This is a genomic window from Thalassobius vesicularis (assembly GCF_004799325.1).
Taxonomy (GTDB): domain Bacteria; phylum Pseudomonadota; class Alphaproteobacteria; order Rhodobacterales; family Rhodobacteraceae; genus Thalassobius; species Thalassobius vesicularis.
The window spans coordinates 734,107-760,608 of the sequence record NZ_SSMD01000001.1; the positions used below are offsets into that span (position 1 = coordinate 734,107).

The 26,502-nt window shown below is 64.3% G+C and carries 22 protein-coding genes; 8 read left to right on the top strand and 14 right to left on the bottom strand.

Going from position 1 to position 26,502, the window contains the following annotated elements:
• Position 1: 1 nt before the first annotated feature.
• From E7681_RS03570 to E7681_RS03615, 10 genes are all read right to left on the bottom strand, one after another.
• Positions 2-742, bottom strand: coding sequence for a sulfotransferase domain-containing protein (locus tag E7681_RS03570; RefSeq protein WP_136337878.1), 741 nt, complete (start codon positions 740-742; stop codon positions 2-4).
• Positions 743-753: 11 nt separating this feature from the next.
• Positions 754-1,875, bottom strand: a complete 1,122-nt coding sequence (gene gmd, locus E7681_RS03575; RefSeq protein ID WP_136337879.1) for a GDP-mannose 4,6-dehydratase — start codon at positions 1,873-1,875, stop codon at positions 754-756.
• A 73-nt stretch (positions 1,876-1,948) separates the two neighbouring features.
• Entirely contained in the window at positions 1,949-2,968 is a 1,020-nt protein-coding gene (locus tag E7681_RS03580) for a hypothetical protein (protein ID WP_136337880.1), read from the bottom strand.
• Between the two features lie 44 nt (positions 2,969-3,012).
• A complete protein-coding gene (locus tag E7681_RS03585) occupies positions 3,013-4,230 on the bottom strand; it encodes a glycosyltransferase (RefSeq protein ID WP_136337881.1) in 1,218 nt (405 codons plus the stop codon).
• Positions 4,227-5,180: a glycosyltransferase family 2 protein gene (locus E7681_RS03590; protein ID WP_136337882.1), complete on the bottom strand. Its 954-nt coding sequence runs from the start codon at positions 5,178-5,180 to the stop codon at positions 4,227-4,229. The genes E7681_RS03585 and E7681_RS03590 overlap by 4 nt, the downstream gene beginning before the upstream one ends.
• Complete coding sequence (locus E7681_RS03595; protein WP_136337883.1) at positions 5,170-6,711, bottom strand: hypothetical protein; 1,542 nt, start codon at positions 6,709-6,711, stop codon at positions 5,170-5,172. The genes E7681_RS03590 and E7681_RS03595 overlap by 11 nt, the downstream gene beginning before the upstream one ends.
• Before the next feature lie 221 nt (positions 6,712-6,932).
• A complete protein-coding gene (locus E7681_RS03600) occupies positions 6,933-7,859 on the bottom strand; it encodes a sulfotransferase (RefSeq protein ID WP_136337884.1) in 927 nt (308 codons plus the stop codon).
• The gene (locus E7681_RS03605) at positions 7,856-9,955 is read right to left on the bottom strand and encodes a coiled-coil domain-containing protein (protein ID WP_136337885.1); all 2,100 of its coding nucleotides are present in this window, start codon (positions 9,953-9,955) and stop codon (positions 7,856-7,858) included. The genes E7681_RS03600 and E7681_RS03605 overlap by 4 nt, the downstream gene beginning before the upstream one ends.
• 56 nt (positions 9,956-10,011) lie before the next feature.
• A complete protein-coding gene (locus tag E7681_RS03610; protein ID WP_136337886.1) occupies positions 10,012-10,899 on the bottom strand; it encodes a hypothetical protein in 888 nt (295 codons plus the stop codon).
• Positions 10,900-10,942: 43 nt separating this feature from the next.
• Complete coding sequence (locus E7681_RS03615) at positions 10,943-12,523, bottom strand: coiled-coil domain-containing protein (RefSeq protein WP_136337887.1); 1,581 nt, start codon at positions 12,521-12,523, stop codon at positions 10,943-10,945.
• Between the two features lie 273 nt (positions 12,524-12,796).
• On the opposite strand from E7681_RS03615, the gene ilvD reads away from it, so the two are divergent.
• Entirely contained in the window at positions 12,797-14,638 is a 1,842-nt protein-coding gene (ilvD, locus tag E7681_RS03620; RefSeq protein ID WP_136337888.1) for a dihydroxy-acid dehydratase, read from the top strand.
• A gap of 1,304 nt (positions 14,639-15,942) precedes the next feature.
• On the opposite strand, the gene E7681_RS03625 is transcribed toward ilvD, so the two are convergent.
• The 3 genes from E7681_RS03625 to E7681_RS03635 are packed head-to-tail and all read right to left on the bottom strand — an operon-like array spanning position 15,943 to position 18,801.
• Positions 15,943-16,905, bottom strand: coding sequence for an NAD(P)H-dependent glycerol-3-phosphate dehydrogenase (locus E7681_RS03625; RefSeq protein WP_136337889.1), 963 nt, complete (start codon positions 16,903-16,905; stop codon positions 15,943-15,945).
• Positions 16,902-17,564: an ABC transporter ATP-binding protein gene (locus E7681_RS03630; protein WP_136337890.1), complete on the bottom strand. Its 663-nt coding sequence runs from the start codon at positions 17,562-17,564 to the stop codon at positions 16,902-16,904. Before E7681_RS03630 ends, E7681_RS03625 begins: the two co-directional genes overlap by 4 nt.
• 7 nt (positions 17,565-17,571) lie before the next feature.
• Entirely contained in the window at positions 17,572-18,801 is a 1,230-nt protein-coding gene (locus E7681_RS03635) for a KpsE/RkpR family capsule polysaccharide export protein (RefSeq protein WP_136337891.1), read from the bottom strand.
• Positions 18,802-18,889: 88 nt separating this feature from the next.
• Between E7681_RS03635 and E7681_RS03640 the strand changes: the two genes are divergently transcribed.
• Complete coding sequence (locus tag E7681_RS03640) at positions 18,890-19,705, top strand: ABC transporter permease (protein WP_246032395.1); 816 nt, start codon at positions 18,890-18,892, stop codon at positions 19,703-19,705.
• Here E7681_RS03640 and E7681_RS03645 read toward each other — a convergent pair whose 3' ends face one another.
• Positions 19,706-20,737: a glycosyltransferase family 2 protein gene (locus tag E7681_RS03645; protein WP_136337893.1), complete on the bottom strand. Its 1,032-nt coding sequence runs from the start codon at positions 20,735-20,737 to the stop codon at positions 19,706-19,708. It abuts the gene before it with no gap.
• A 127-nt stretch (positions 20,738-20,864) separates the two neighbouring features.
• Here E7681_RS03645 and E7681_RS03650 point away from each other — a divergent pair, with 127 nt between their 5' ends.
• The 6 genes from E7681_RS03650 to E7681_RS03675 form a co-directional block, all read left to right on the top strand.
• The gene (locus tag E7681_RS03650; protein ID WP_136337894.1) at positions 20,865-21,833 is read left to right on the top strand and encodes a KpsF/GutQ family sugar-phosphate isomerase; all 969 of its coding nucleotides are present in this window, start codon (positions 20,865-20,867) and stop codon (positions 21,831-21,833) included.
• 24 nt (positions 21,834-21,857) lie between these two features.
• Complete coding sequence (locus E7681_RS03655) at positions 21,858-22,649, top strand: 3-deoxy-manno-octulosonate cytidylyltransferase (protein ID WP_136337895.1); 792 nt, start codon at positions 21,858-21,860, stop codon at positions 22,647-22,649.
• Between the two features lie 4 nt (positions 22,650-22,653).
• Entirely contained in the window at positions 22,654-23,484 is an 831-nt protein-coding gene (kdsA, locus tag E7681_RS03660; RefSeq protein ID WP_136337896.1) for a 3-deoxy-8-phosphooctulonate synthase, read from the top strand.
• A gap of 8 nt (positions 23,485-23,492) precedes the next feature.
• Positions 23,493-24,359 (top strand): aldose 1-epimerase family protein, encoded by an 867-nt coding sequence (locus E7681_RS03665; protein WP_136337897.1) that lies wholly within the window; start codon positions 23,493-23,495, stop codon positions 24,357-24,359.
• Between the two features lie 79 nt (positions 24,360-24,438).
• Positions 24,439-26,052 carry a glucose-6-phosphate isomerase gene (gene pgi, locus E7681_RS03670; RefSeq protein ID WP_425471368.1) on the top strand — a complete coding sequence of 538 codons (1,614 nt, stop codon included), beginning with the start codon at positions 24,439-24,441 and terminating at the stop codon, positions 26,050-26,052.
• 140 nt (positions 26,053-26,192) lie between these two features.
• A partial coding sequence (locus tag E7681_RS03675) for a sugar phosphate nucleotidyltransferase (RefSeq protein WP_246032396.1) occupies positions 26,193-26,502 on the top strand: 310 nt, incomplete at its 3' end.

A 26,502-nucleotide genomic window follows, 5' to 3' on the forward strand; every position in this document is an offset into this window, starting at 1 on the left:
CTCAATCTTGCACGGGGTAACAGAACGCCTGAAGCCCAGGTGCAAGCACGGCATTGATCCGCGCAATGGTTTCTGGCTTCAGCTTACGACGATGGTCACCAGGGGTGACTTGGCGCTTGTGGCTAGAGGCATCTTCTTCGGCTACCGAAAACTCAATATGCTCGGCGATTTTCTGGCGTAACTCGGGCGTGATCGGCTGCTCGATAAACTCCGAGATCTGAGCCAGCCAAGCCTCGGTCTTCTGGACCATATCCTCATAGGTCACAACGAGGACATCCGGGTGCTCCCGCGCGTGCCGGGACAGCAGATTGAGACGCATCTGATAATTCGCCGCGTTCTTCAAGGCGAATTCGTCGATCGACATTTCCTGTAGCTCGGCACGCTGCATCTCGAAACGCTTACGGCTTTCAGGATCGATGGGCGGGCGGTGCGATTTCTTATATGAAAAATATGCCGAAGTAAGGCAATCGCGCGGATCGCGAACCTGAATAATCATACGCAGAGACGGAAGAATTTCCATCTCGTGCGCACCCCAATGACGTGCGATCCCATAATATACTCCGTCAGGCTTCATCTGTGCCTGATATTGCCGGTACACTTCCGGTTCAGGCACAGACGCCTTCGGCACGAGAAAGGAAATCTGGTCGATTTCATATCCTCGTGCCCGAAAAACCTCGGCAAAAATCCGATCAGCCACCGAGCTTCCCGCTTTGTGCATCGAAAGAGAGATCGCACTTTTCATGGTTCCGATCCTCAGCCGTTCTCGACCGATACGGGAATATCCATACCGTGCTCTTTCAGCAGGGCGTGGCGTTTGGCGGCCTTAAGGTCTTCGGCCACCATCTCGGCGCACATTTCCTGCGCGGTGATTTCCGGCACCCAGCCCAGAACCTTCTTGGCCTTGGCGGGGTTGCCCAGCAGGGTTTCCACCTCGGCCGGACGGAAATAGCGCGGGTCGATGCGCATGACCACGTCGCCCACCTTCAGCGCGGGGGCGTTGTCGCCCTCAATCGCGGTGACGGTGGCAATCTCGTTCACGCCCTCGCCGGTGAATTCGACGGTGATGCCCAGTTCCTTGGCCGACCAGCTGATGAATTCACGCACCGAGTACTGCACGCCGGTAGCGATCACGAAATCCTCGGGCGCGTCCTGCTGCAGCATCATCCACTGCATGCGGACATAGTCCTTGGCGTGGCCCCAGTCGCGCAGGGAGTCGATGTTGCCCATGTACAGGCAGGGTTCCAGACCCTGGGCGATGTTGGCCATGCCGCGGGTGATCTTGCGGGTCACGAAAGTTTCGCCACGACGCGGGCTCTCGTGGTTAAACAGGATGCCGTTGCAGGCATACATGCCGTAAGCCTCGCGGTAGTTTACCGCGATCCAGTAGGCGTACATCTTGGCCACCGCATAGGGGCTGCGCGGGTGGAACGGGGTGGTCTCGGTCTGCGGGATTTCCTGCACCAGACCATAGAGTTCCGAGGTCGAAGCCTGATAGAAGCGGGTCTTCTTCTCCAGCCCCAGGAAGCGGATCGCCTCCAGCAGGCGCAGGGTGCCGATGGCGTCCACGTCCGCGGTGTATTCCGGCGCCTCGAAGCTGACGGCCACGTGCGATTGCGCGCCCAGGTTATAGACCTCGTCGGGCTGAACCTCTTGCAGGATGCGAGTCAGGTTCGAGGTATCGGTCAGGTCGCCATAATGCAGCTTGAAGTTGGCATTGTTAACGTGAGGGTCCTGATAGATGTGGTCCACACGCTGGGTGTTGAACAGCGACGCGCGGCGTTTGATGCCGTGCACTTCATAGCCTTTTCCCAGCAGGAACTCGGCCAGATAGGAACCATCCTGCCCGGTCACGCCGGTGATAAGTGCTTTCTTCATTTCAAATCTGCCTCCAGTTTGAAGAATTTTGCCAGCCCATCGGATTGCGCAGGCCAGCCAATGCGGAAAAGGGTCAGGCCGGGGGTTTTCCAGCTAGGGTTTCGATCACGTCACACAGCGCCTGCAGCTCGGCCTCGGGCAACTGAACAGGGCGCGCCTTAGCCTCGTAATCGGGGTCATGGAACAGACGCTCGCGGTTGGGGAAGTAGGTCTGCCGCACCCATTCGTTGGACTCGGCAAATGCCGCCCGATAGGCTTGTATCAGCTCGGGCGCGGGCACATGCGCTGCCCCCTTGGTGAAAATATTGCACAGCACGCTCGAGATCCGCTCATAGCGCGGATCGGGCGTGTTGCTGGCCACGCGCTCCAGATGCCGGGCATTGATCCGGCTCAGAACGCCGATCCCCAGATTGCTGAGCGATTCATTCTGCGGCGGCGGGAACGCGTATTCCATCGCCGGCAGTTCGGAGGCGTGGATAAAATCATCCAGCAGGTTGCCGTTGTGGAAGCAGCCTTTCTCGAACAAGCGCAGACGCATGTTCTGCGCGCCGAAGATCTCGGACCAGACCTGGATAGTCTCGCGGTGATTGACGATATTGCGGAAATATTCGTTCTGCGGCCCCGGCACCTCGGTCATGTTCGCGCCACTGCGCACCGCGGTCGAGAACAGCGACACTGCGGTCTGCACCGGTTCGCGCAAGTACAGAACCACGTCGATCTGATCGAAAACCGAGCTGAGCAGCCCATGCAGGCGCTCGATCTCTTCGCGTGACCGCAGGCGGCTCTGGAAATGCTCGGAAGAGACCAGCACCCGCTGACCGTTGAAATGGGCGACTTCCTCGCGGAATTCATCCCACCAGCGCTTGATCGCTTCGCTGCGGACCACAGGCCCGTTCAGCTTTTGTTGCTTGATGAATTCGTCGGTGCGATCCGGATTGTAGGCGATCACCGGCAATTTGCGCTGGTTGATCTTCCCCGGCGACATCGGCACCAGAATGCCGTGTTCGGCAAGACCGACCCGGTTCACGTACATGAAGCGCTGTATCGTTGTTGTCCCGGTCTTCTCGGTACCGATGTGCAATGTCAGGCGCAAATGTTCTCGTTCCTTCTTGAATGCTTGATCCGCAAGGCTGCGGATCAGGCAGGTATTTTCCCGGCCCGTTCCCCGGCCGCCATGCTATCCATCAGCGCCGCAAAGTCACGGGCTACATTCGCAGGCGCATGTTCTTCGCGGATCGCCAGAGTGGCCTGGGCACGCGCCTCGGCGGAATGGCTGCTGAGGATATCGAGCAAAGCCGCCACGAAGGATGGGATCGTGTAATCCTCGGCCACCGCGCCATAACCGTAGCGGCGCACGAATTCCTCGCAGCCATGGCCCGGCCCGACCACAGGCACGCAGCCGTAGCTGCCGGCCTCGACCAGAATGTTGGGCCAATTGTCCTCCAGCGAGGCGCTGAGCAGCACGTCGGTCTTCTGCATGATCTCGGCCAAGGCCGCGTGATCGGTGATGCGGCCATGGAACACATGCCGGACCCCGGTCGCCGCCAGATAGGCCTTCATCTCGGGGGCGGCGGTGCCGACGACATCCACCATGAAATCCTGCTGGCCCAGGCTGCGCAGCGAGGCCAGGACCTCCAGCGCGAAGCGCATGTTCTTGCGGCCTTCGTGCAGGCTGTCGGCGATCAGCAGGATACGGTTGCTGAAGGGGCGTTCGACGTCGAATTCGGCCACCGGCACATAGGCATTGCGCAGCACATGGCCGCGCGACCGCGGCACCAGGCCGCTTTTGACCACCTCGTCACGCAGATAGGCGCTGGGGGCGGCGATATGCACGTTGGGCAGCGAGAACAGCTTTTGCTTGAGCTTGTAATTCTCGGCGATGACCGAGCGCGAGACCCGCTTGGTATCCACCTGCGGGCAGGCCAGGCAGCCGGTGCCCAGCTGGGTGCAGGTCGCCGGGTAATGGCAGCCGCCGGTCGAGTAGTAGAAGTCGTGCATCATGAACAGCATCGGCTTGCCGCGCAGGGCCAGGGCCAGCAGTTCGGAATTGCTGATCAGGTAGCTGGCCCAGTGCACGTTCACCAGGTCGTAGTTCTGATCCAGCAGATCCACCATCCAGCCGCGCTGGTAGCCGGGATACTCCACCGTCAGGTGGGTGTCGCTGATCGTGTGGTTGGTAAAGCTGTCCTGCGGCGAGATCGACTGCGACACCGCCTCGCCCAGAGTGGCGATGTCGATGAAATCGGCCTGCATCGTGTCGCTGGACGACAGCGCCCGCGCCATCCTCAGCGCGGCAATGCCTGCCCCGCCGCCACCGGCGCTGGACAGGACCGCGATCCGTTTTGCATCGCTCATGACGTGGCCTCGATGTCCAGATCCATCAGCAGGGTGCGGTTCTTGTCCAGCTCGGCCTGCAACGCGGCCAGTTTCTGACCGGCCAGGGTTTCCGCCAGCGCCGAGGGCGCACCGGGCGCCGCGGCCTTGTTCGACAGATCGTTGAACATGCTGACCAGGATATCCAGCGTCGCGCGGGCCTCGGCGAAACCGCCATGCGCGGCCTGCACCAGCGCCAGCTCGGTGATGGATTCACCGCGCTTGCCACGGGTCTTGCAGGCCTCGTGATAGACGCTGTAGCCGATATCGACCGGGATATGCAGGAACTCGTATTTCGAGGCCATGCCCAGGAACAGATCCGCATCCATCGCGTAATGCATCTCTTCCTTGCAGGGGCCGGCGGCATCCCAAGCCTCGCGCGAGAAGAAGACGCTGGGCTGGATCAGGTGATGCGCGGCGTAATCCAGCAGGTATTTGAACTTCACCTTCTCGGGCGAGAACTGGAAGTGACGGATCGGGGTGAAATCCTTTTCCGTCATGTAGGCATCGCCCACCACCACATGGGTGCCGGGATTGTCGCGGAAGGCACGGCGCACGGCGACCAGCGCGTTCGGCAGGATGATGTCATCGCCGTTCAGCCAGTACAGGATTTCCTTGGTGGCGCGCTGGTAGCCCTTGTTGATCGCATCGGACTGACCGCGGTCGCGCTCCATCACGATGACGCTGAAGATGTCGCGGTACTTGTCCACGATATCGGCGGTGTCGTCGGTGCTGCCACCGTCCATCAGGATCAGCTCGACCCCGGTCAGGTCCTGGCACATCAGGCTGCGCAGGGTCTTTTCCAGGAACTCGCCCGAATTGAAGATCGGAATGACGATGGACACGCCCGGCAGATTGTCCTCGGCCTTGTCCAGGACAAAATCCTTTTCCCAGGGCAGCACAGAGTCTTTGCGGCGCGGTTCAGGCAGCATGTTCAATCTTCCCACTCATGAAATTCCGGATTTCCGAGACCAGCGCCCGTTCGGCATCGTTTTCGCAGCTCAGCGCCATGACGTTGAACAGTCTCGGGTTGAAAATCTTGTAATCGGCGGCCTCGGTGCAGAACAGCTTGGCTACCTCGTTGCGGCGCAGGTCCGAGTTTTCACGGGAATTGTCGCGAATGATCCGGACCGCAGCGGCGTGCATGTTGCCCTTGGGATAGGCGCTGGTCAGCGGCGCGTCATCCTGCGGACGCAGGTGCAGCATCAGCACGAAAACCAGCAGCGTCTGGGCAAAGCTGCGCTTGTATTCGGTGTCGGGGAAACGGGCGATGATCTCCGAGAACGAGACATCCTCGCGCCCCGAAATTCCGCCGATCAGCGACACCACATAGGACCGACCGAACGCATAGACCAGGTCGGGGGCCCGCGTCACCAGATCCTCGAGCAGCAGCAGCTGTTCGTCGCTCAGCGCGCTTTCGCCTTCGACGCGGGTCGGCACCAGCTCGGGGGGGCGGCGCGATGGCCGGTTCCGGGCGCAGTGGTCCTCGATCATGTTGGCGAATTCCATCGCGGTGTGGACATGGTCCTTGCCCAGCCCGATCCCCAGCGCCTGCATCGAGGTCAGGTAATGGTTGAACTCGGCCACGTTGCTGTAGGTGGGCTGGTGCATCTCGTGGAACAGCACGCGGCTGTCGGCAAAGGTGGCGTCCAGACGGCGCTCCAGCACGGCGCCGACGAAATAGTCCCAACCCACGATACCAAAGCACATCCGGTTGCTGACCGGGAACAGTGCCAGCTCTTTCAGCAGGCCGACCAGCGCGGCGCGCGGCAGCAGGAAGGCGTCCAACCCACCGCGATAGGGATGGCAGATCCGGCCCACGGTGTGATCCAGCGACAGCACCTCTTCGCGGGTCAGCGCCAGCACCTCTCCGGTTTCGCGCCAGGCGGACAGGAAGCCCGTATTATCGGTGGCCGGATACAGGTCCGAGTTCACCAGCAGCAGGTCCTTGTCGAACATCGCCTCGGCCCGCGCCAAAACCGAGCGGATCTTCGGCACCGGCTTGCCGTACAGGCTCTTGCCGGTTTCGTTGTCGCCCAGCTGCATGATGCGGTCCTGCGGCACGCCCAGCTTGATCAGGGCCTCCATCTCGACGCCGTGGTTGCAGGTATAGGCGTCAAAACCCAGTTCCAGCCATTTCAGGAAGCAGCGCAATTGCAGCTGCCCACGCCCGAACGGGTTGATCGAGGTCAGCACCAGCGGCAAGTCCTGCGGCGCGCTGACGACCTCGGCGGGGGTGGCGGGTTTCGGTGTGCGGGCGGACAGTTCGATCAGGCGGCGATAACGCTGCACCAGCGCCTCATGATCGGTCACATCGGCGATAGCTGCCTGGTCGGCCAGCACATCCAGCGCCTCGCGCACCTGCTGACGGGCCTCGGGGCCACCCTGAACCGCCTGCTGATAAAGTTTGAACAGACGACCGTGAAGCGTCGCCGGGGATATCGTTTCAGCTATGCTATCCACTTGATCACCATAACAAATTTATTACGTGTAACGTCAAAAAACTACGGGGAATGCCCCGGGCAAAAAACACGATCAGGCTGATGGTGCAGGAAATGCAAACCGTCCACAACCGCACCCCGCAGATAACTCATCCCCTCCCGGCAGACAAGTGAACAGGGCCGTTAGTCTGCCCAAAAAAGCGGCAGGGCGGCATTCCGCCGTCACCGCGCGCTCCCGGTCGCTCAGGCTTCGTAGAACAGACGCTCGCACAAATCGGCATAGGCCGGGCTGTCATGGCGGGCGGCGTCCAGATCAGGCGGCAGCTGCCGGCGCGGACGCGGCGCGATTCGACCGCCCGAGCGCCCGCTGTCCCCCGACATCGGCACCACCTGCAGGATATCCAGCGCCATCGGAGAGAAGGGCAGTTCCAGAATGCGGCTCATCTGCTCCAGCACGGCGGCGGGATCGGCGACGAAATCCTCGTATTTCACCAGCGGAACACCCGCGTGATGCTCCATGAACCGGATGTAACGGCGGCTGTATTCCTCCAGCGTGCCGGGTTCAAAATGGATCCACCCGTTCGAGCGCAGCGACAGGAATGAATCCAGCGGATGGCGCACCGTCACCAGCGATCGAAGCGCAAAACCGCGCTGCAGGATGTCATGCAGCGTCGGGCGCGCCTCCGGGTCCTCGAAGGTGCAGAACTGCGAATGGGCATGATCGCGCAACAACAGGTAATGGCCACGCGCGTTCAGCCGTTCCTGGGCGGCGCGCAGCCCGGCGGTGAAGACGGCCACCAGCATGTCCTCGTCGACGCCGCGCACCGCATGGCGCAGGCCGCGGATCAGGTCGGTCGGCGCAAAGGCCAGCGGACGGCCCGGCGTGGTCGCCTGCATGCGGCTCAGCGGGTCAACCTCGCTCAGGGTCACCACGTTTGGCAGGGCGCCCAGGCATTTCGTGATCAGCGTTCCGCCCGAACAGGCGAAGTGGTGGATGCTGCGCACCCCTTCGGGATCGGGGCGCGTGTCGCACAGGGCCTGGCATTGCTCCAGCAGGCTGGGCAGAGGTTCGGCCGACAGTTCGCCCTGCCCCTGGCGGTAGTCCCCCAGCAGGGCCAGGCTCTGCTCCAGCTCGCCCATCAGGGCCTGAAGGGCGCGGGCATCGGTCATGCCTGCTCTCCCTTGCGTGGTTTGCGTGTCTTGGACTTTGTTTTCGCCTTCGCCGCGGCCTTTCTGGCCGGCTTGGCGATCTGTTTCGGCGCCTCCGGCTCGACCGGCAGATCGGGCATCGCGGGCAGCTGCAAATGGCGCAACTGCTCGGCGGCCTGCGCCAGTCGCGGAGTCAGCTTCAGCAGCAGCTCCTCCTGTTGACGCCGCCGCGCCTCGCTCTGCTCATAGCGGGCGCGCAACTCGTCCACGTCCACCTTGTGCATCACCTGCATCCGCATCTGCAGTGCCTGATCGGCCTGGGTCTGGTCCAGTTTCTGCTGCAGCTGGCGATACGCCTCGGAGGCCTCGACCTGCGCCCGGTCCTGACGCGCGATCTGCTGACGCGCCTCCTCGATCTTGGCGCCCCGCACTTCGATCTCGGCGTTCTGTTCCTCCAGTTGCCGGGTCTTGGCCTGCACCGTCTCGCGCAGTTGGGTCAGCTCGGCCCGCAGTTCGGCCATGCGCTGATCGCGGGTGCCGAGTTGCTCCTGAAGATTGCCGATCTTGGTGCCGCGCGCCTCGATCTCGGCGGTCTGCGCGTCCAGTTTCCCGGCCTGGGCCTGCACCGTTTCACGCAGTTGGGTCAGCTCGGCCCGCAGTTCGGCCATGCGCTGATCGCGGGTGCCGAGTTGTTCCTGAAGATTGCCGATCTTGGTGCCGCGCGCCTCGATCTCGGCGGTCTGCGCGTCCAGTTTTTCGGTCTGGGCCTGAACCGTTTCACGCAGTTGAGCCAGCTCGGCCTGCGCTTCGGCCATGCGCTGATCGCGCGCGCCAAGCTGGCTTTGCAACTCATTGATCCGTGCGCCGCGCGCCTCGATCTCGGCGTTTTGTTCTTCCAGTTGGCGGGTTTGTTCGGCCAGTTGTGCCTCGAAGCCCTGAATCCGGGTGCCGCGCACCTGGATTTCGGCGTTCTGTTCCTCCAGCTGGGCGTTCCGCTCGGCCAGGGCCGCGTCCTGGGCTTCCAGCCGGGTGGCCATATCCTCGCTCTGGCGGATCAACTGCTCCGAGGATTCTTCCAGCTCGACCAGTTGCATATCCCGCTCGGCCATTTGACCCTGCAAGTCACGTGCCCGGCTTTGGCTGGCCTCGAGCTCTTGGCGCAGGGTGGTCAACTCGGTCCCGCGAGCCGCCAGTTGCTCGTTAAGGTCGGTCAGACGCGCCCCGCGCACTTCGATCTCGGCATTCTGGCGGGCGGCGGCGTCGCGCAGTTCGGCCAGGCTGGCCTGCGCGGCGGTGTGCTGTTCCTGAGAGGATGCCAATTCGACGGTCCGCGCCTCGATCTCAGCGGCCTGACTCTCGGCCACGTCGCGGAGCGCCTGCAACTCGGACCGCAGCTGATCGCCCTCTTGCTGGACGGCCTCCATCTGCTGCGCCTGAACGCCGGCGATGCCGCGCAACTCCTCCAGCTCGGCCAGCAACGCGGCCTGGGCGCGGGCGGCCAGGTCCTGGCTGGCGGCCACCTCGGTCCAGTCGGGGTCTTGGTCCGCCTCAAGGCTGACCTCGAACAGGCGTTCGCGCAGCCAGTCGCGCAGCGCGGCCGCGTCGACGCCCTGTTCGAAATAGGGTTCGGCCCCGCAGCGCAGCCGGATCGTCGAGGCGCGCTCCAACAGGCCCGCGGCCTCGAATGCGGTCAGGATCGACAGCTCAGCACCGGGCAGGTCAATCCACAGATGCAACGGCGCGGGCAGATCGCCCAGACACTGACGCAGCGCCTCGGGGGACAACAGCTCGACCGTGCGGCGATCCCGCTGGGTCAGGCCGGGGAACAGCTCGCCCAAAAGCGGCAAGGGCGGCGTCAGCGCGCGCAGCCCCGGCAGGGAATAGACCGCCATCTCGGCCTCGCCATCGGCTGGGGCCGGCAGCGCGGGGATCACCTCCAGCCCGGGGCGGGACAGCAGCGCGCCCGCCTGCCCCAACCGCCCGGCATCCAGGGGTTCCAGCAACACGGCCCGTTCAGGCCACCCGCCCAGAGCCGCCTGCCGGTGCATCCGCACCGCGGGCAACGGCGCCCCGCACAGGATCAGGCTTCCGGTCACGATGGTGTCACGCTCGGTCATCCCTGACGCTCCTTTGCAATAGTCCCGCCGGGCGGGGGTCTGACAGTCCCAGCATGTCAGAAATCCCGCCCGCTTTGTTCGATGTTTCTTCCCGACCGCCCCAGCAGCCGCGCCAGATCGGAAAACGCGCTCCAGGTGCTGGCCAGATAGCGCGGTGCGGCGGTCAGCAGCAGCAGGTCGGCCAGAGCATACTGCACCTGCCGGGGCGAGCGATCATAGAGATCGCGCCGCAGATACCGCAGCTGCGCGCCATAGCGATCGGTCAACGCCTCGTAGGTCTCGGGCAGATCGGCCGCGACAAAGATCGTATCGGCCTGCCCCGCCGCCACCAGCGTATCCAGCCGTTCGATGAACCGCGACACATGGCTTTTGCTGCGCCATTCGGTCAGTTCGGCATGGCGTTCGGCCGGCCAGTTCTGCGGCCCCTCAAAGCTGAGGTGATCGTAGGCCGCCCCCGTCGCCATGCGGATATGCGCGGCCACCGCACTGGGACGCGGCACGCGGTTCACCAAATCCAGAACCTGCGGCACCGGGCGCAGGGCGCGCAGGAACCGGCGTTCAAAGGCCGGGTCGCGGTAACGGCTGTTCAGCACATAGGCCGAGCGCACGTAGATATCGCGCCCCGGATGGTCGGCCCCTTCCGGCAGGATCGGCGCCTGAAAGGCCGCGCCTTCCTCGATCTCCATGTAATTGTAGATCTCGGCCGCGCCCGCCCGGAACGCCTGGGCCGAGGGTTCGTCCTCGGCCACCGGCCAGTCATAGGACAGCAGATCGCCGATCCGGGCCTGGCAATGGTGATCGGGGCGCCAGACCACGACCAGTTGCCGACCCGTGCGCGCAGCAATCCCCGCCGCCGAGGCCATCGCCCGCAGACGGTTGCTCAGGCCGTGCTGAACATCAACGAACAGGCAGGGCTGCCGGGTGATCACCGTCGGGACAGGCATGTACGCACCTCCGCCATCCATGCGGGTTCCTCCGGTCGGGGCCTCAGGGCTTGCTTCCGGGGATCCGCGAGCGCGCCTTGCGCAATGGATCGGTCACTTTCCAGGAATTCGAGGTATAGATCCGGTCCAGCTCGGCCGACAGGTCCTCGATCCGGGCCGAGGCCTCCGCAAGACCGCGCGTACGCTCGGCCAGGGTGCGGGTCAGCTCTTCGGCGGTCTTGGTCTGCGCCTTGTGGCGCGTCGCCGCGGCCTTCAGCGCCTTGTCCAGATCGGCCAGCCGGGTTTCGGCGCGCTTCAGCGCCTTTTCCCGATCGGCCAGCCGGATTTCGGTGGCGGCCAGCGCCTCGTTGCGCAGGTCCAGATCCGAGCGCACCTGCCGCGTTTCGGCCTGCTGTGTGCGCAGCTGCTCGCCGGTGTCCAGAATGATGCAGCCCAGCACCTCTTCGCGCAGGCGCCGTTCCACCAGGGCGGTCTGGAAGCGGCGGTCCTGGGCGCGGTTGACGGCCTTCAGCAATTTCTCGTCCCCGACCCGCCCGCGCAGGTCGGTGTTATCGCGCTCTTGCGCGGCGGCCTGCTCCAGCGCCTCTTGCAGGCTCAGGGCCAGCAGGTCGCGCTCTTCGGTCAGGGCGTCCAGCTGCGCCCGCAGATCGGCTTCCAGCTGCTTGCCCTGCTGGGCAAGCGCGGCATGGCGTTGCTCGGCGGCATGCGCCTGTTCGGCGCGGGCCTTCTTGGCGGCCTTCAGCTGCTGTTCCAGCCCTACCAACAGATCGGACTGCCCGGCGGCCGCCTGGCGCAGCTCGTCCAGCTCGGCCTCACGGCTGGTCAGGCGGGTTTCCATATCCTCGATCAGCTGGACGGTCTGGGCCAGGGTGTCGCGCAGCAGGCTGACCTGCTCCACCTCCTCGGCCGAGCGCTCGCGCAGGCGGTCCAGTTCATCTTCGGCGACCTTGCGGTCACGGTTCAGGCGGGACAGGTCGGTTTGCAGACGCGCACCGGCCTGGGTGGCCTCGGCCAGGGCGTCCTGGCGCTGGCGGTCCCGGCTCCAGATCAGGGTCACGGCGTCCAGCCCGGTCGGCGCCATGCCCGACCCGCCGGTCATCATCGCGCGCAGTTCCTCGGCCAGGGCCTGCGCATCGGGGTCCGAGGCCAGAAGCTCGCGCGCCAGCAACAGATAGAGCGGTGCTGCCAGAACCGGGGCAGACGTCGGCACATCGGCACGCAACTCCAGCTTCAGGCGGCGCGAAAGCGCCTCCAGGCAGGTGGGATCGGCGGCACACAACGCGTCCAGCGCGACCAGCACCAGACGGCGGCGATGGCCGCGCAACAGGGTCAGGTTGGCCTGGGTCCGGCGCACCCAATCCGCCAACGCGGCGGCGGGGGCGGCGCCCTCTTGCAGATGGCGCGCCAGATCGGCGGCCGGGGCCTCCAGCGGGAACAGGACAGGGCCGGTCGCCTGGGCCGGATCCCCGACAGAGGCGACCTCATCGGGCGCAAACGCCGCCGTCAGGATATCGGACACAGCAGAGGAGCGGTCATCCCCGGCTTGCAAGGCGGCATAACAGACACTGATCCGCGTCGTCTCGCCCTCTCCCGGCCCATGATCGGCCGCCAGTCTGTCCGCCATAGAGTCACTGCCCTTAAATTCAATTTCTCAATATGTATTTAGCACCCCTTTCCTAAAAAGTTTCAATGGAAAGGCCAAGGTCTTTGCCGCCGCAGGTCGTGCAAAAATCAGCACCCTGCCCACAAACAATGCCCCCCGCTCACAAGGGTTTGCGCAAGAATCCGGACCCCATGCCCCGCAATCCCAGCTTCGGCCATTGTTCTGCCGCCGCGAATTACGCTATCCCTACGCCCTGACAGGCCCCGCGGGCCGCCAGCTTTGAAGGAATACCCCATGCCGCATTACCGTTCCCGGCGTTCCACCCATGGCCGCAACATGGCGGGGGCCCGTGGCCTCTGGCGTGCCACCGGCATGACCGACAGCGATTTTGGCAAGCCGATCATCGCGGTGGTGAACTCGTTCACGCAATTCGTGCCCGGCCACGTCCACCTGAAGGACCTGGGCCAGATGGTCGCGCGCGAAATCGAGGCCGCCGGCGGTGTCGCCAAGGAATTCAACACCATCGCCGTGGATGACGGTATCGCGATGGGCCATGACGGGATGCTGTATTCGCTGCCCTCGCGCGAGGTGATCGCGGATTCGGTGGAATACATGGTCAACGCCCATTGCGCCGACGCGATGGTCTGCATCTCGAACTGCGACAAGATCACCCCCGGCATGCTGATGGCCGCGATGCGCCTGAACATCCCGGTGATCTTCGTCTCGGGCGGCCCGATGGAGGCCGGCAAGGTCACGATCAACGATCTGGAACAGGCGCTGGACCTGGTCGACGCGATGGTCGTGGCGGCCGATGACAATTACACCGACGAACAGGTCGACGCGATCGAACGCGCCGCCTGCCCGACCTGCGGGTCGTGCTCGGGGATGTTCACCGCCAACTCGATGAACTGCCTAGCCGAGGCCCTGGGTCTGGCCCTGCCGGGCAACGGCTCGATGCTGGCCACCCATGCCGACCGCAAGGAGCTGTTCCTAGAGGCCGGTCGTAAGATCGTCGACATCACCAAGCGTCACTACGAAGGCGAAGAAGCCGGCCTGCTGCCGCGCGAGATCGCCACGTTTGACGCGTTCGAGAACGCCATGTCGCTGGACATCGCGATGGGTGGTTCGACCAACACCGTGCTGCACCTGCTGGCCATCGCGCACGAAGGCAAGGTCGACTTCACCATGGCCGACATGGACCGCCTGTCGCGCAAGGTGCCCTGCCTGTCCAAGGTCGCGCCCGCCAAGCAGGACGTGCACATGGAAGACGTGCACCGCGCCGGCGGCATCATGGCCATCCTAGGCGAGTTGCACCGCGGCGGCCTGATCCACGGCGACGCCCGCACCGTCCACTCGGCCACCATGGCCGAGGCCATCGCCAAGTGGGACATCATGAGCGCCAATGACGAGGCCGTGGACAAGTTCTATCGCGCGGCCCCGGGCGGCGTGCGCACCACGCAGGCGTTCTCGACCGAGAACCGCTACAAGGAACTGGACCGCGACCGCGCCAAGGGCGTGATCCGCAACGTGGAAAACGCCTTCTCGAAAGATGGCGGCCTGGCGGTGCTCTATGGCAACATCGCGCTGGACGGCTGCATCGTGAAAACCGCGGGCGTGGATGACTCGATCCTGAAGTTCAACGGCACCGCCAAAGTGTTCGAAAGCCAGGACGACGCGGTTTCCGGCATCCTGACCGGCAAGGTCTCCGAGGGCGAAGTGGTGGTCATCCGCTACGAAGGTCCGCGCGGCGGCCCGGGCATGCAGGAGATGCTGTATCCGACCAGCTACCTGAAATCCAAAGGCCTGGGCAAGAAATGCGCCCTGCTGACCGATGGGCGCTTCTCGGGCGGCACCTCGGGCCTGTCGATCGGGCACGTCTCGCCCGAAGCCGAAGAAGGCGGGCTGATCGGCCTGGTGGAAACCGGCGACCTGATCGAGATCGACATCCCCAACCGCACCATCAACCTGACCGTGGACGACGCCACGCTGGAGGCGCGCCGCGCCGCCAAGGGCCCGCTGCCGTGGAAACCGGCAGCCCCCCGCCCGCGCCAGGTGTCCACCGCACTGCGCGCCTATGCGATGCTGGCCTCCTCGGCCGCCAAGGGCGGCGTGCGGATCATCCCCGGCGAGGAATAATACAACCCAAAAGGTTGTAGATCAGCGATTGTGAAGCATAATGCCTGCCAAATTTTGGCAGGCATTTTCTTTCGAACAACGACCTCCGATCCCATCAAAATGGGATACAGCCTAACATGCGAAATTCTGCATGATTGATCCTATGCGATCATCGTCTGTATCTCATTTGCGAGAAGATGGGATATATCGAAACATGCAAAAACTGGCATGTTAGGCTGTATTCGATCATCGTTTTAAATCGACCTGGAATTTCGTCAGCTAGACAGCCTAGACAGCCCTAGACAGCTCATTTTAAGCTGTCTAGGGCGTAACTTATTGATTTTAATTGATAAAAGCGACCTAGACAGCCTAGACAGCTATTCGGCCCTATATAGTGCCCCAAGGGGTGTTTTTATAACGGGTGTATGGCAAATGGGCTGTATCCCATTTCCATGGTTTACCCTCGCTTTAGCCACTTGTTGTATTTTCAGCTTGTATACTCTTTACCCCAAATAGCTGTCTAGCTGTCTAATTTTGGCGTAAAGCACTGATTCCAATGGGAAAAACACCTAGACAGCTACCCCCTTGAGCTGTCTAGGCTGTCTAGGCTGTCTAGTTCGACCAGGAAATTGATCCTATCGCATCTGAGCCAAGATTGATCCTATCCCATTTGCGCCGAATTTGTCGGGCCTACCACACTCTGGAAAAATTCGCAGTTTTGGGGTGGATTTCACGCCATCCTGGCCGAAAAGTCATGGTTTGACTATTCTACCGCCAGTTGCTTAATGTTAATTGGATAAACATACACGAACTTGAGCCAAACTCATAATCTTACCAGCGTTATTGAGGAAAATTTGAAATCGAGCATGAATCGCGGCTCCGCGCCCCCGCCCAGGTTTAAGGTCGAAAAGAAGGACCCGCAGCCAGATCACGCCGCAACCCATTGTAATATAACGATTTTCCCGCTCGAATAGGTGACATTTCCGCAAATCGAACCTTTCGCATCGCACCCGAGACGAGATGCACGGCTCAAATCGCCACAGTTCAACCGGGCAACCCCGCAACCCTGCAACCCTGCAAAATCGCCCCCGTTCAACCGGGCAACCGGGCCGCAACCCCCGCCTATTCAACCCCGCAACCCTGCAAAATGGCCCCAGTTCAACCGGGCCGCCATGCCCCCGCGCCCCAGCTCAACCGGCCCCAAATCGCGCCTATTCAACCCGCAAAATTCGCCCCCGCTAACGCGGCGTGACTCGTCCAATGGTCGCGACGATCTGGCCACGCTGGTGCAAATGGGCGGGGTTTGGTTTTCCAGGAAAGGTGGTTTAGCGTTCGGACTTCAACGGGCGTTGCAGCAGAGCGTCCATCGCACGCGGCACCGAGATCTCGCCCTTCAGCAGGGCCGAGACCATGTGGATCACCGGCAGATCCATCCCCGCCCCCTGCTCGCTAACAGCATGGGCGGTCATCACGCCCTCAACGGTCTTGCCGCCCAGATCAGCCTCGCCCCGCGCAAAGCGGATGCCATGGCTGAAGTTGCGCGACTTTTCCGAGGAACAGGTCAGAATCAGATCGCCAAAGCCCGACAGGCCCCACAGGGTTTCGGGATGTGCGCCCTGCTTGGTGGCCAGACGGACAATCTCAGCAAAGCCGCGGGTCATCAGCGCGGCGCGTGCGCTTTCACCCAGATCGGCGCCGATCACCATGCCGGCGGCCAGGGCGATCACGTTCTTCAGCGCACCGCCCAGCTGGGCGCCGACCGGATCGTCGCTCAGATAGAGCCGCAGCACCGGGGTCGAGAGCCGCTCTTGCAACGCCGCACCGTCGGGCAGATCGGTGGCCAGGGTCAGCGCGGTGGGTTTGCCCCGGCCGATATCGGTGGCAAAGCTGGGCCCGGTCAGCACCGCCGTGCGCGCGCCGGGCAGCACATCGGCGATGATCTGCGTGGGCAGCAGGCCGGTGCCACGCTCGACCCCCTTGCAACAGGCAACCAGTACCGCGTTCCCCAGGGCCGGGCCGGTCTGCTGCAGAAACCCGCGCAAGGCCTGGGTGGGGATCGACAGCAGGATCACGTCCAGCCCAGCCAGCGCGGCCAGATCGGCGGTGGCCAGCACCCCCTGCGGCAGCGGCACGCCGGGCAGGTGCACCGCGTTTTCGCGGGCCGCCTGCATCGCCGCCATGGCCTGTGCATCGCGCCCCCACAGCACCACGCGCCCACCGCGCGCGCCCTGTGTCATCGCCAAAGCGGTGCCAAAGGCCCCTGCCCCGATCACGCCGGCCCCGCTCATCGGGTGCGTTCCATGTTTTCCTCGTGCCGGGCGATCGCCTCTTCGAGGTTGTCGAAATATTCCAGGTGGCCGCGCTCCAACACGATACCGGCGTCGCAGAACTCGCGCAGCTGACCCATGTCGTGATTGACCAGCACGGCGCTGGATTGCTTCATCCGTTCGGTAAAGACCGCGCGGCTTTTCTCGCGAAAGGCGGCGTCTCCCACGGCGGTGACCTCGTCCACCAGGTAGGTGTCGAACTGGATCCCCATCGAGGTGCCAAAGGCCAGGCGCGATTTCATCCCCGCCGAGTAGCTGCGCAGCGGCATGTTGAAATGCGGGCCCAGCTGGGCGAAATCGCGCACGAAATCCTCCAGCTCTTCGGTGTCCACGCCGTAGATGCGGGCGATGAAGCGCACGTTCTGCGCGCCCGTCAATTCACGGTGGAACGATCCGCCAAACCCCACCGGCCACGAGATCGACCCGTCCGAGATCACCCGCCCGCTGTCGGGGCGCATGGTGCCAGCGATGATCTGCATCAGCGTGGACTTGCCCGCCCCGTTGCGCCCCAGCAGGGCCAGGGATTTGCCGGTGGGCAGGGTGGCGTCCAGGTTGTCGATCACCACCTTGCGCTGGCCGCGCACCTGAAAGCTTTTGGTCAGGTTCTCGAACCGGATCATGCTGGCCTCAGTTGCGGTCGCGGATGCTGTAGTAGATCAGCGCCAGGATCGACCAGAACAGCGTCAGGAACAGCAGCGCCAGCCCCGACAGCACGAAACGGCGCGGGAATTCCGAGCTGGTCGGCAGCGTCGGCTGGATATAGGCGGCCAGATAGCGGCTTTGGCGGTCGGCCTTGGCGCGGGCCAGCTCCAGCGCCCCCAGCGCGGCGCGATAGGCTTGCTCGGCATATTCGCGGTCCACGGTCAGCCCTTCGAATTCCGAGATCAGCTTGGGGTAATCCTCGCCGACCGAGCCGGTCTCCGAGGTCTCGCTGACAAAGGCTTCGCGCTCGATACGGATACGGTCGCGGATCACGTCGATGCGGCGCTTGGCCTGCACCACGCGCGGGTCGTTGGCGGCGGCGGTCTGCAACAGCAGGTCATGCTCGATCAGCGCCTCGGCCAGCTGCTGCTGCAGGTTATTCATCACACCCATGCGGCCCTTCAGGTCATCCTCGGGGTCCACGATCTGCGTGCGCGAGCGAAACTGCGTCAGCGCCTCGCGCGCCTCTTTCAGGCGGCTGACGGCGACGTCCAGATCCTGGCGGGCATAGCGCAGCGCGTCGGCGCGGGCCTGCTCGTTCAGATCGTTGATCATGTTCTGGCTCTGGCTCAGGATCTCGGTCGCGACCTTCTGGGCCATCTCGCCGGAATAGGCCAGCACGCGCAGCTCGATCAGTCCGGTGGACTGGTCAAAGGAAATCCGCACGATGCGCTGCCAGTAATCCAGCAGGTCCTCGGAGGTGGCATCGGGCCACAGCGCAAAGACCGGATCGCTCAGCCAGTTCTCGCTGTAATGGCCGCGCAGATCGACCGCGGCATCGACCGCGCGCACAATCTCAAGGCTCTGGATAAATTCATACAGGATATCGCTGTCGCCCGAGGCCGTCCCCCCCGCGAACGAGGCCAGCCCGCCCAGCAGTTCCGAGGCGGCATTGCCTTCGTCCTTGCGCACCGAGAACCCCGCGGTCGAGCCATACTGGTCGTCGGCGATGGCCCACAGGTAGAAGGACGCGATCAGGAAGGGCACGATCACCAGGCCGATGAAGCTTTTGACCAGGCGGCCGTGGCGCTTTTTCATGCGGGCGGGGCCTGCCAGCGGCTTGGTGCGCTGCGCACCGGGCCATTTCGCACCCGGTTTTGCGGAATTGCCCTGACCTGCCGGTTGCTGCGCCGGCGCCTGCGAAACATCGGTCATGAAAATACGCTCCTGGCGGAAGCCATTTGAATTTGTTGCCGTCTGTCTACATAAACACTGCCAAGTTGACCAGTACAGGAAACCGGCCATGGCGTCTCCGTCCGACCTGCCTGCCCATACCCCAGGTGCGGGGCATCACCGCAGTTTTGCCGCGTTTCGCACCATCTCGGCCCTGATGCTGCGCGAGATGAGCACCCGCTACGGGCGCTCTCCGGGGGGCTATGTCTGGGCCCTGCTGGAACCCTTGGGCGCGATTCTGATCCTGGGGGCGGGGTTTTCGCTGATCATCCGCAACCCGCCGATCGGCAACAGTTTCCTGATCTTTTATGCCACCGGGTTTCTGCCCTTCAGCCTATATCAGAACCTTTCCAACGCGGTGGCGCGGGCGATCAACTTCTCGCGGCCGTTGCTGATGTATCCGGCGGTCAGCTGGATCGACGCGGTCTTTGCCCGCTTCATCCTGAATTCACTGACCAATATCCTGGTGGCCTATCTGCTGATGGCCGGCTTGCTGATGGTGACCGACACCCGCACCGTGCTGGACATCGGCCCGATCGTCACCTCTTTCACCCTGGCCATGCTGCTGGGGCTGGCGATCGGCACGCTGAACTGCGCGCTTATCGGCCTGTATCCGACATGGGAGGTGATCTGGTCCATCGCCACACGCCCACTGTTTCTGGCCTCGGCGATCTTCTTCACCTTCGACAGCTTGCCCCGGGCAATCCAGGACATCCTGTGGTGGAACCCGCTGGTCCATATCGTCGGAGAGATGCGCTCGGGCTTTTACCCGATGTACCGGGCGCAATACGTGGACAATGCCTATGTGCTGACGGTCAGCCTGGTGACGCTGCTGTTCGGGCTGCTGCTGATGCGGCGGTTCCACCGCGACATCCTGAACGACTGATCAGCGGTCGCCTGCGCGGTCCCCGGCCACCTCGCGGATGTCCTCCAGCGTGCGCGAGGTCTGCCGCAGCAGCCCGTCCACGATCCCCAGGCCCATCAGCCGCAGAAAGGCGCCGCGCTCGCCCGCATGGGCGCGCATCTTCAGCAGCCATTTCGGCAGGATCAGTGCCATCGCCGGCCAGAACAGCCAGCCCGCCGCCATCCGGTACAGCAGCAGCAGGTTGCGGTGGTAGTAATAGACCTTCCACAGCGGCACAAAGCGGCCCCGCTGCGCCTGATCCGCGAAGGTGGAGCAGTCATGCTCGAACCGTACCGAGGGTTCGAACCCGATGCGCCCGCCCGCCTTGGTCAGCCCCAGCGTATACAGCCCGTCATCGCCATACAGGAACAGCCCGCCATCGGGATAGCCGATCCGCTGCACCCCGGCCCGGCTGATGAAGAACCCCACGAACGAGGTCACGTCGATCTGCTGCGCCGGCCCCTGATAGGCCGAGGGTTCCAGGTGGAACCCGCCACGCCCACCACCGAACAGGGTGCGGCGGAACTCGCGCGCGTGCCAGAACGGGTTGCGCGAGGGGCGGTTCATCTCGCAGATCTGGCCATCGGGGAAATAGACCGCCGCCGCGATCCCATCCCATTGAATGGGCGCCAGGGCATGGAAGGCGGCCAAAGCGTCCGGTTCAGGGCGGGCGTCGTCGTCCATCACCACCAGCCAGTCGGGATCGAAGCGTTCGACCGCCAGTTTCATGCCGTTCTCGAACCCGCCTGCCCCGCCGATATTGGCGGTGCTGGTCTGCACCACCAGCCGCGGGTCGTCCTGAGTGGCCAGCCAGTCGCCGGTGCCATCGGTGCTGACATTGTCGACCACCACCACCGCCTGCAGCAGCGGCGCGGGTTCGGCCAGCAGCCGCGCCACGGTGACCTTCAGCTTGTCCAGGCGGTTATGCGTGACGACCACGGCCACCAGCCGGCCCGCATGTCCCCATTCCTGCACCCGATCCGGGCCCTGATCTGTCTGTTTGATGCCGTCCATGCGCCCGATCCTGCCTTTACAGCCCTCTTACGGGGTTTGCCCCAACGGTTTCAACGGCGTTTTCCCGCCGAGTTTCCCCCCGCGATACCAGTTGAACGGGGGGGCGTCCTGTGACACATGCAAGGGCATGGTAACCGATCATTCCTCTGCCGATGCGATCCTTGCCGCCGCCGCCCGCGTCCTGACGACCGAGGCCCAGGCGCTGCACCTTCTGGCCGATCACATCCCCGCCGATTTTCCCGCCGTCACCCGCCTGATCCTGGCCACCAAGGGCCGGGTCATCGTCTGCGGCATCGGCAAGTCCGGCCATATCGGGCGCAAGATCTCGGCCACGCTGGCCTCGACCGGGACGCCCTCGTTCTTCGTGCATGCCTCCGAGGCCAGCCATGGCGATCTGGGCATGATCACGCCCGACGACATCTGCGTCCTGATCTCGAACTCCGGCGAAACGCAGGAGCTGGGCGACGTTCTGGCCCATACGCGGCGGTTCTCGATCCCGCTGGTGGCGATTTCCTCGCGCGAGGGCAGCACGCTGATGCAGGCCGCCGATTACCGCCTGCTGCTGCCCCCCGCGCCCGAGGCCTGCCCGATGGGCATGGCCCCCACGACCTCGACCACCCTGGCGCTGGCCCTGGGCGACGCGCTGGCCGTGGCGTTGATGGAGCAGCGCAATTTCCAGCCCGACCAGTTCCGCACCTTCCACCCCGGCGGCAAGCTGGGCGCGCAGCTGTCCACCGTGGCCCAACTGATGCACAAGGCCGACGCCCTGCCGCTGGTCGATTTCGACACCCCGATGGAGGAAGCCCTGCTCGAGATGACCTCCAAGGGTTTTGGCACCACCGGCGTGGTGCAGGATGGCAAGCTGGCCGGCGTCGTCTCGGACGGCGACTTGCGCCGCAACATGGCGCGGCTGATGGGTTCCACCGCCGGTCAGGTCGCCACGCTGAACCCCGTCTCCGTGCCGCCCAGCCTGCTGGCCGCGCAGGCGCTGGCGCTGATGAATTCCCGCAAGATCACCACCCTGTTCGTCGTGGAAAACGGCGCCCCCGTGGGAATCCTGCATCTGCATGACCTGCTGCGCGCAGGCGTCGCCTGATCTTCCAGCCTGAAAGGCCCCTCGATGAAGACCGTGATCCTGATCCCCGCCCGCTACGCCTCGACCCGCTATCCGGGCAAGCCGCTGGCCGAGCTGACCCTGCCCTCGGGCGAGAAAAAGACCCTGATCCAGCTGAGCTGGGAGGCCGCCTGCCGCGTCAAAGGCGTGGCCGAGGTGCATGTCGTCACCGATGACGAGCGTATCCGCGCCAAGGCCGAAAGCTTTGGCGCCTCGGTGATCATGACCAGCCCCGAGCGTGAAAACGGCACCGCCCGCTGTGCCGAGGCCTTTGCCTCGGGCGCGGTCGAGGCCGATCTGGTCGTGAACCTGCAAGGCGACGCGCCGCTGACCCCGGAGTGGTTCGTCGAGGACCTGATCGCCGCAATGGCGCGCGACCCGCAGGCGCAGGTGGCCACGCCGGTGCTGCAATGCGATCCGCTGACCTATGGCCACTTCGTCGAGGACCGCAAAGCCGGCCGCGTCGGTGGCACCACCGCCGTCTTCAACCGGGCGAGCCATGCGCTGTATTTCTCCAAGGAAGTGCTGCCCTATATCGACCCCGCCAAGGTGCCCGCCGATGACATCCCGGTCTATCACCATGTCGGCGTCTACGCTTACCGCCCCGACGCCCTGCGCGCCTATACCGGCTGGCCCGAGGGCGCGCTGGAAAAACGCGAAGGGCTGGAGCAGCTGCGCTTCCTCGAAAACGGCCATACCGTCGCCTGTGTCATCGTCGAAGGCCGCGGCCGCGTGTTCTGGGAGCTGAACAACCCCGAAGACGTCGCCCGCATCAACTCGGTCCTGAAGGAGCTTTGAGCCCATGTTAGAGCCTAAAATCGTCTCTATCGGCGGGATCGAGATCGGCGGCGCCAACCCGATTTCCCTGATCACCGGCCCCTGCCAGCTGGAAAGCCTGGACCACGCCCGCATGATGGCCGAACGCATCGCCGAGGCCTGCGCCCCCACCGGCACCAAGTTCATCTTCAAGGCCAGCTACGACAAGGCCAACCGTTCCTCGATCACCACGCAGCGCGGGTTGGGGATGGAGAAGGGCCTGGAAATCCTAGGCCGCATCAAGGAAGAATTCGGCGTTCCCGTCCTGACCGACGTGCACGATGCCGCCCAATGCGCCCCCGCCGCCGAAATCTGCGACGTGCTGCAAATCCCCGCCTTCCTGTGCCGCCAGACCGACCTGCTGCTGGCCGCCGGTGAAACCGGGGCTGCGATCAACGTCAAGAAAGGCCAGTTCCTGGCGCCCTGGGACATGGCCAACGTGGCCGAGAAAATCGCCAGCACCGGCAACACCCGGATCATGCTGTGCGATCGCGGCACCTCGTTCGGGTACAACACCCTGGTCACCGATTTCCGCGGCCTGCCGATCATGGCGCGCACCGGCTATCCGGTGGTGTTCGACGCCACGCACTCGGTGCAACAGCCCGGCGGGCAAGGCACCACCAGCGGTGGCCAGCGTGAATTCGCCCCGGTTCTGGCGCGCGCGGCCTGCGCGGTCGGCGTCTCGGCGCTGTTCATCGAAACGCACGAAGACCCTGACAACGCCCCCAGCGACGGACCCAACATGATCCCCGTCGATCAGATGGGCGCGCTGATCAAGACGCTGCGCGACTTCGACGCCCTGGCCAAAACGCTCTGAGCCCGACCATGACAGAGACCCGGATTGCCAACGATCACCTCTCTGTCACGGTCAGCGACCTGGGCGCCGAGATGCAATCGCTGCGCGACGCGCAGGGGCGTGACTACCTGTGGAATGGCGATCCGGCCTTCTGGTCGGGGCGCTCACCGATCCTGTTTCCCATCGTGGGCCGCGCGCCCGGGGATCGGATCACCGTCGCCGGACATGACGCCCCGATGGCCCAGCACGGATTCGCCCGCCGCAGCCGTTTTGCGCTAGTCAGCGCCGATCCGACCGCCTGCACCCATGTGCTGACGCCTGGCGATGCGATCCGCGCCGTCTATCCGCCCGCGTTCCGGCTGGAGCTGACCCATCGCCTGGACGGGGCCACCCTGCGCGTCACCGCCACCGTCACGAACCCCGGCATCGCCCCCCTGCCCTTTGGGCTGGGCTTTCACCCGGCCTTTCGCTGGCCCCTGCCCGGTGCCGAGGGCCAGCCGCATCACGTCACGCTGGACGGTGGCGCAAATCCCGAAATGGCCCGCCTGACGGGTGGGTTGCTGCCGCCCGAACGCCACCCCTCGCCCTTCGCCGAGGGGCGTTTAACGCTGGAACAGAGCCTGTTTGAGGCCGACGCGATGCTGTTTCCCGGCAGCGCGATCCCCGGCCTGACCTACGGCCCCGACACCGGCCCGCGACTGCGCTTTGGCTTCGACAACCTGCCCGATCTGGCGCTGTGGACGAAACCCGGCGCGCCGTTCGTCTGCATCGAGCCCTGGCACGGCACCGCCGCCCGCACCACCGACGGCCCCGCGATCGAGGACCGCCCCGGCACGATCCTGTTGCCGCCGGGCGACAGCCTCTCGTTCAGATGGAGCGTCACACCGTTCGGATGACGCGTCCCTCCGTCCCCGCCTGTTGTCCCTGAGCCCGCAACCGGGTAGCTTGCGCAACAGACCGTGTTTTAAAGATTTGATGATGCCTTGGAATGACTTGCTGCGCCTGCACAAGCAGGACCCTGACTGCCGGATTGCGGCATTGTTCGCGGCCGATCCCGACCGCGCCGAACGGTTTTCCCGCCTTTTCGACGGGATGCTGTTCGACTTTAGCAAGACCTCTCTGGACGATGCCCGTCTTACGGCGCTGATCGCGCTGACCGAGGCCTGCGATCTGCCCGCCCGGCGCGAGGCGATGTTTCGCGGCGAAAAGATCAACACCACCGAAGACCGCGCCGTGCTGCACACCGCCCTGCGCGCCCCCGAAGGCACAAAGGTGCTGGTCGATGGCCAGGACGTGATGCCCGAAGTGCTGGAGACCCGCGCCCGCATGGCCCGTTTTGCGACGGATGTGCGCAGCGGCGCCTTCACCGGGGCGGGCGGGCGCATCACCGATGTGATCAACATCGGCATCGGCGGGTCCGATCTGGGGCCGGTGATGGGCACGCTGGCGCTGGCGCCCTATTGCGACGGACCGCGGGTGCATTTCGTCTCGAACGTGGACGGCGCACAGATCCATGACACGCTGGCCGGGCTGGACCCGGCGACGACGCTGGTGATCGTCGGCTCCAAGACCTTCACCACGGTCGAGACCATGACCAACGCCGCCACCGCCCGCGCCTGGATGGGGCGCTGCGTGGCCGATCCGGCGGCACAATTCGTGGCGCTGTCCACCTCCGAGGACAAGACCGCCGCCTTCGGCATCCCGCCCGAGCGCGTCTTCGGCTTCGAGGATTGGGTCGGCGGGCGCTATTCCATGTGGGGCCCCATCGGGCTGAGCCTGATGCTGGCCATCGGACCGGATGATTTCGACGCCTTCCTGCAGGGCGGTGCCGCGATGGACGCGCATTTCCGCGACACCCCCGCCGCCGAGAACCTGCCCGTTCTGCTGGCGCTGGTCGGCATCTGGCATCACCAGATCTGCGGCTATCCCACCCGCGCCGTGCTGCCCTATGAACAGCGCCTGACCCGCCTGCCCGCCTACCTGCAACAGCTGGAGATGGAGAGCAACGGCAAGTCCGTTGCCCTGGACGGCAGCGCGCTGAACGGCCCCTCGGGACCCGTGGTCTGGGGGGAACCGGGCACCAACGGGCAGCACGCGTTCTATCAGCTGATCCATCAGGGCACCTCGATCGTGCCCTGCGAATTCCTGCTGGGCGCGCGCGGGCACGAACCCGAGCTGGCGCATCATCACCGCCTGCTGGCCGCCAATTGCCTGGCCCAGTCCGAGGCGCTGATGCGTGGACGCCCCTACGAAGCCGCCCTGAAAGAGGCCCACGCCGCCGGCCTGACCGGCCCCCGCGCCGAAACCCTGGCGCGCCACCGCACCTTTACGGGCAACCGGCCCTCGACCACGCTGATCTACGATCTGCTGACGCCCTACCGGCTGGGCCAGATCGTGGCGCTCTATGAACACCGGGTCTTTGCCGAAGGCGTGATCCTGGGCATCAACTCGTTCGATCAATGGGGGGTCGAGCTGGGCAAGGAACTGGCCACCGCCCTGCGCCCGATTCTGGAAGGCCAGGAAAGTGCTGTGGCCAAGGATGGCTCGACGCGGCAGCTGGTCGCATTTATCCGCGCCGCCCACAGCTGATCGTGCGCCCCGATGGGCATTTTCCGGCCAATCCCGGAAAATCGCCTTGCCCTGCTGGCCCCCGCGTCAAATCAGCGGTGGAAACCGGCGGGCACAATCCGGTAAGACTTTGGGTAAAGATATTTTCAAAGGACTGCATGATGACACGCAAGGTTACCAAGGCGATTTTTCCGGTTGCCGGTCTGGGGACGCGCTTTTTGCCCGCGACGAAATCGGTTCCGAAAGAGATCATGACACTGGTTGACCGCCCGCTGATCCAATACGCGATCGACGAGGCGCGAGCGGCCGGGATCGAAGAGTTCATCTTTGTCACCTCGCGCGGGAAATCCGCGCTCGAGGATTACTTTGACCACTCGCCGACGCTGCAGGCCGAGCTGGAGCGCAAAGGCAAGGACAAGCTGCTGAAAGTGCTGGAAACCACCAACATGGACTCGGGCGAGATCGCCTATG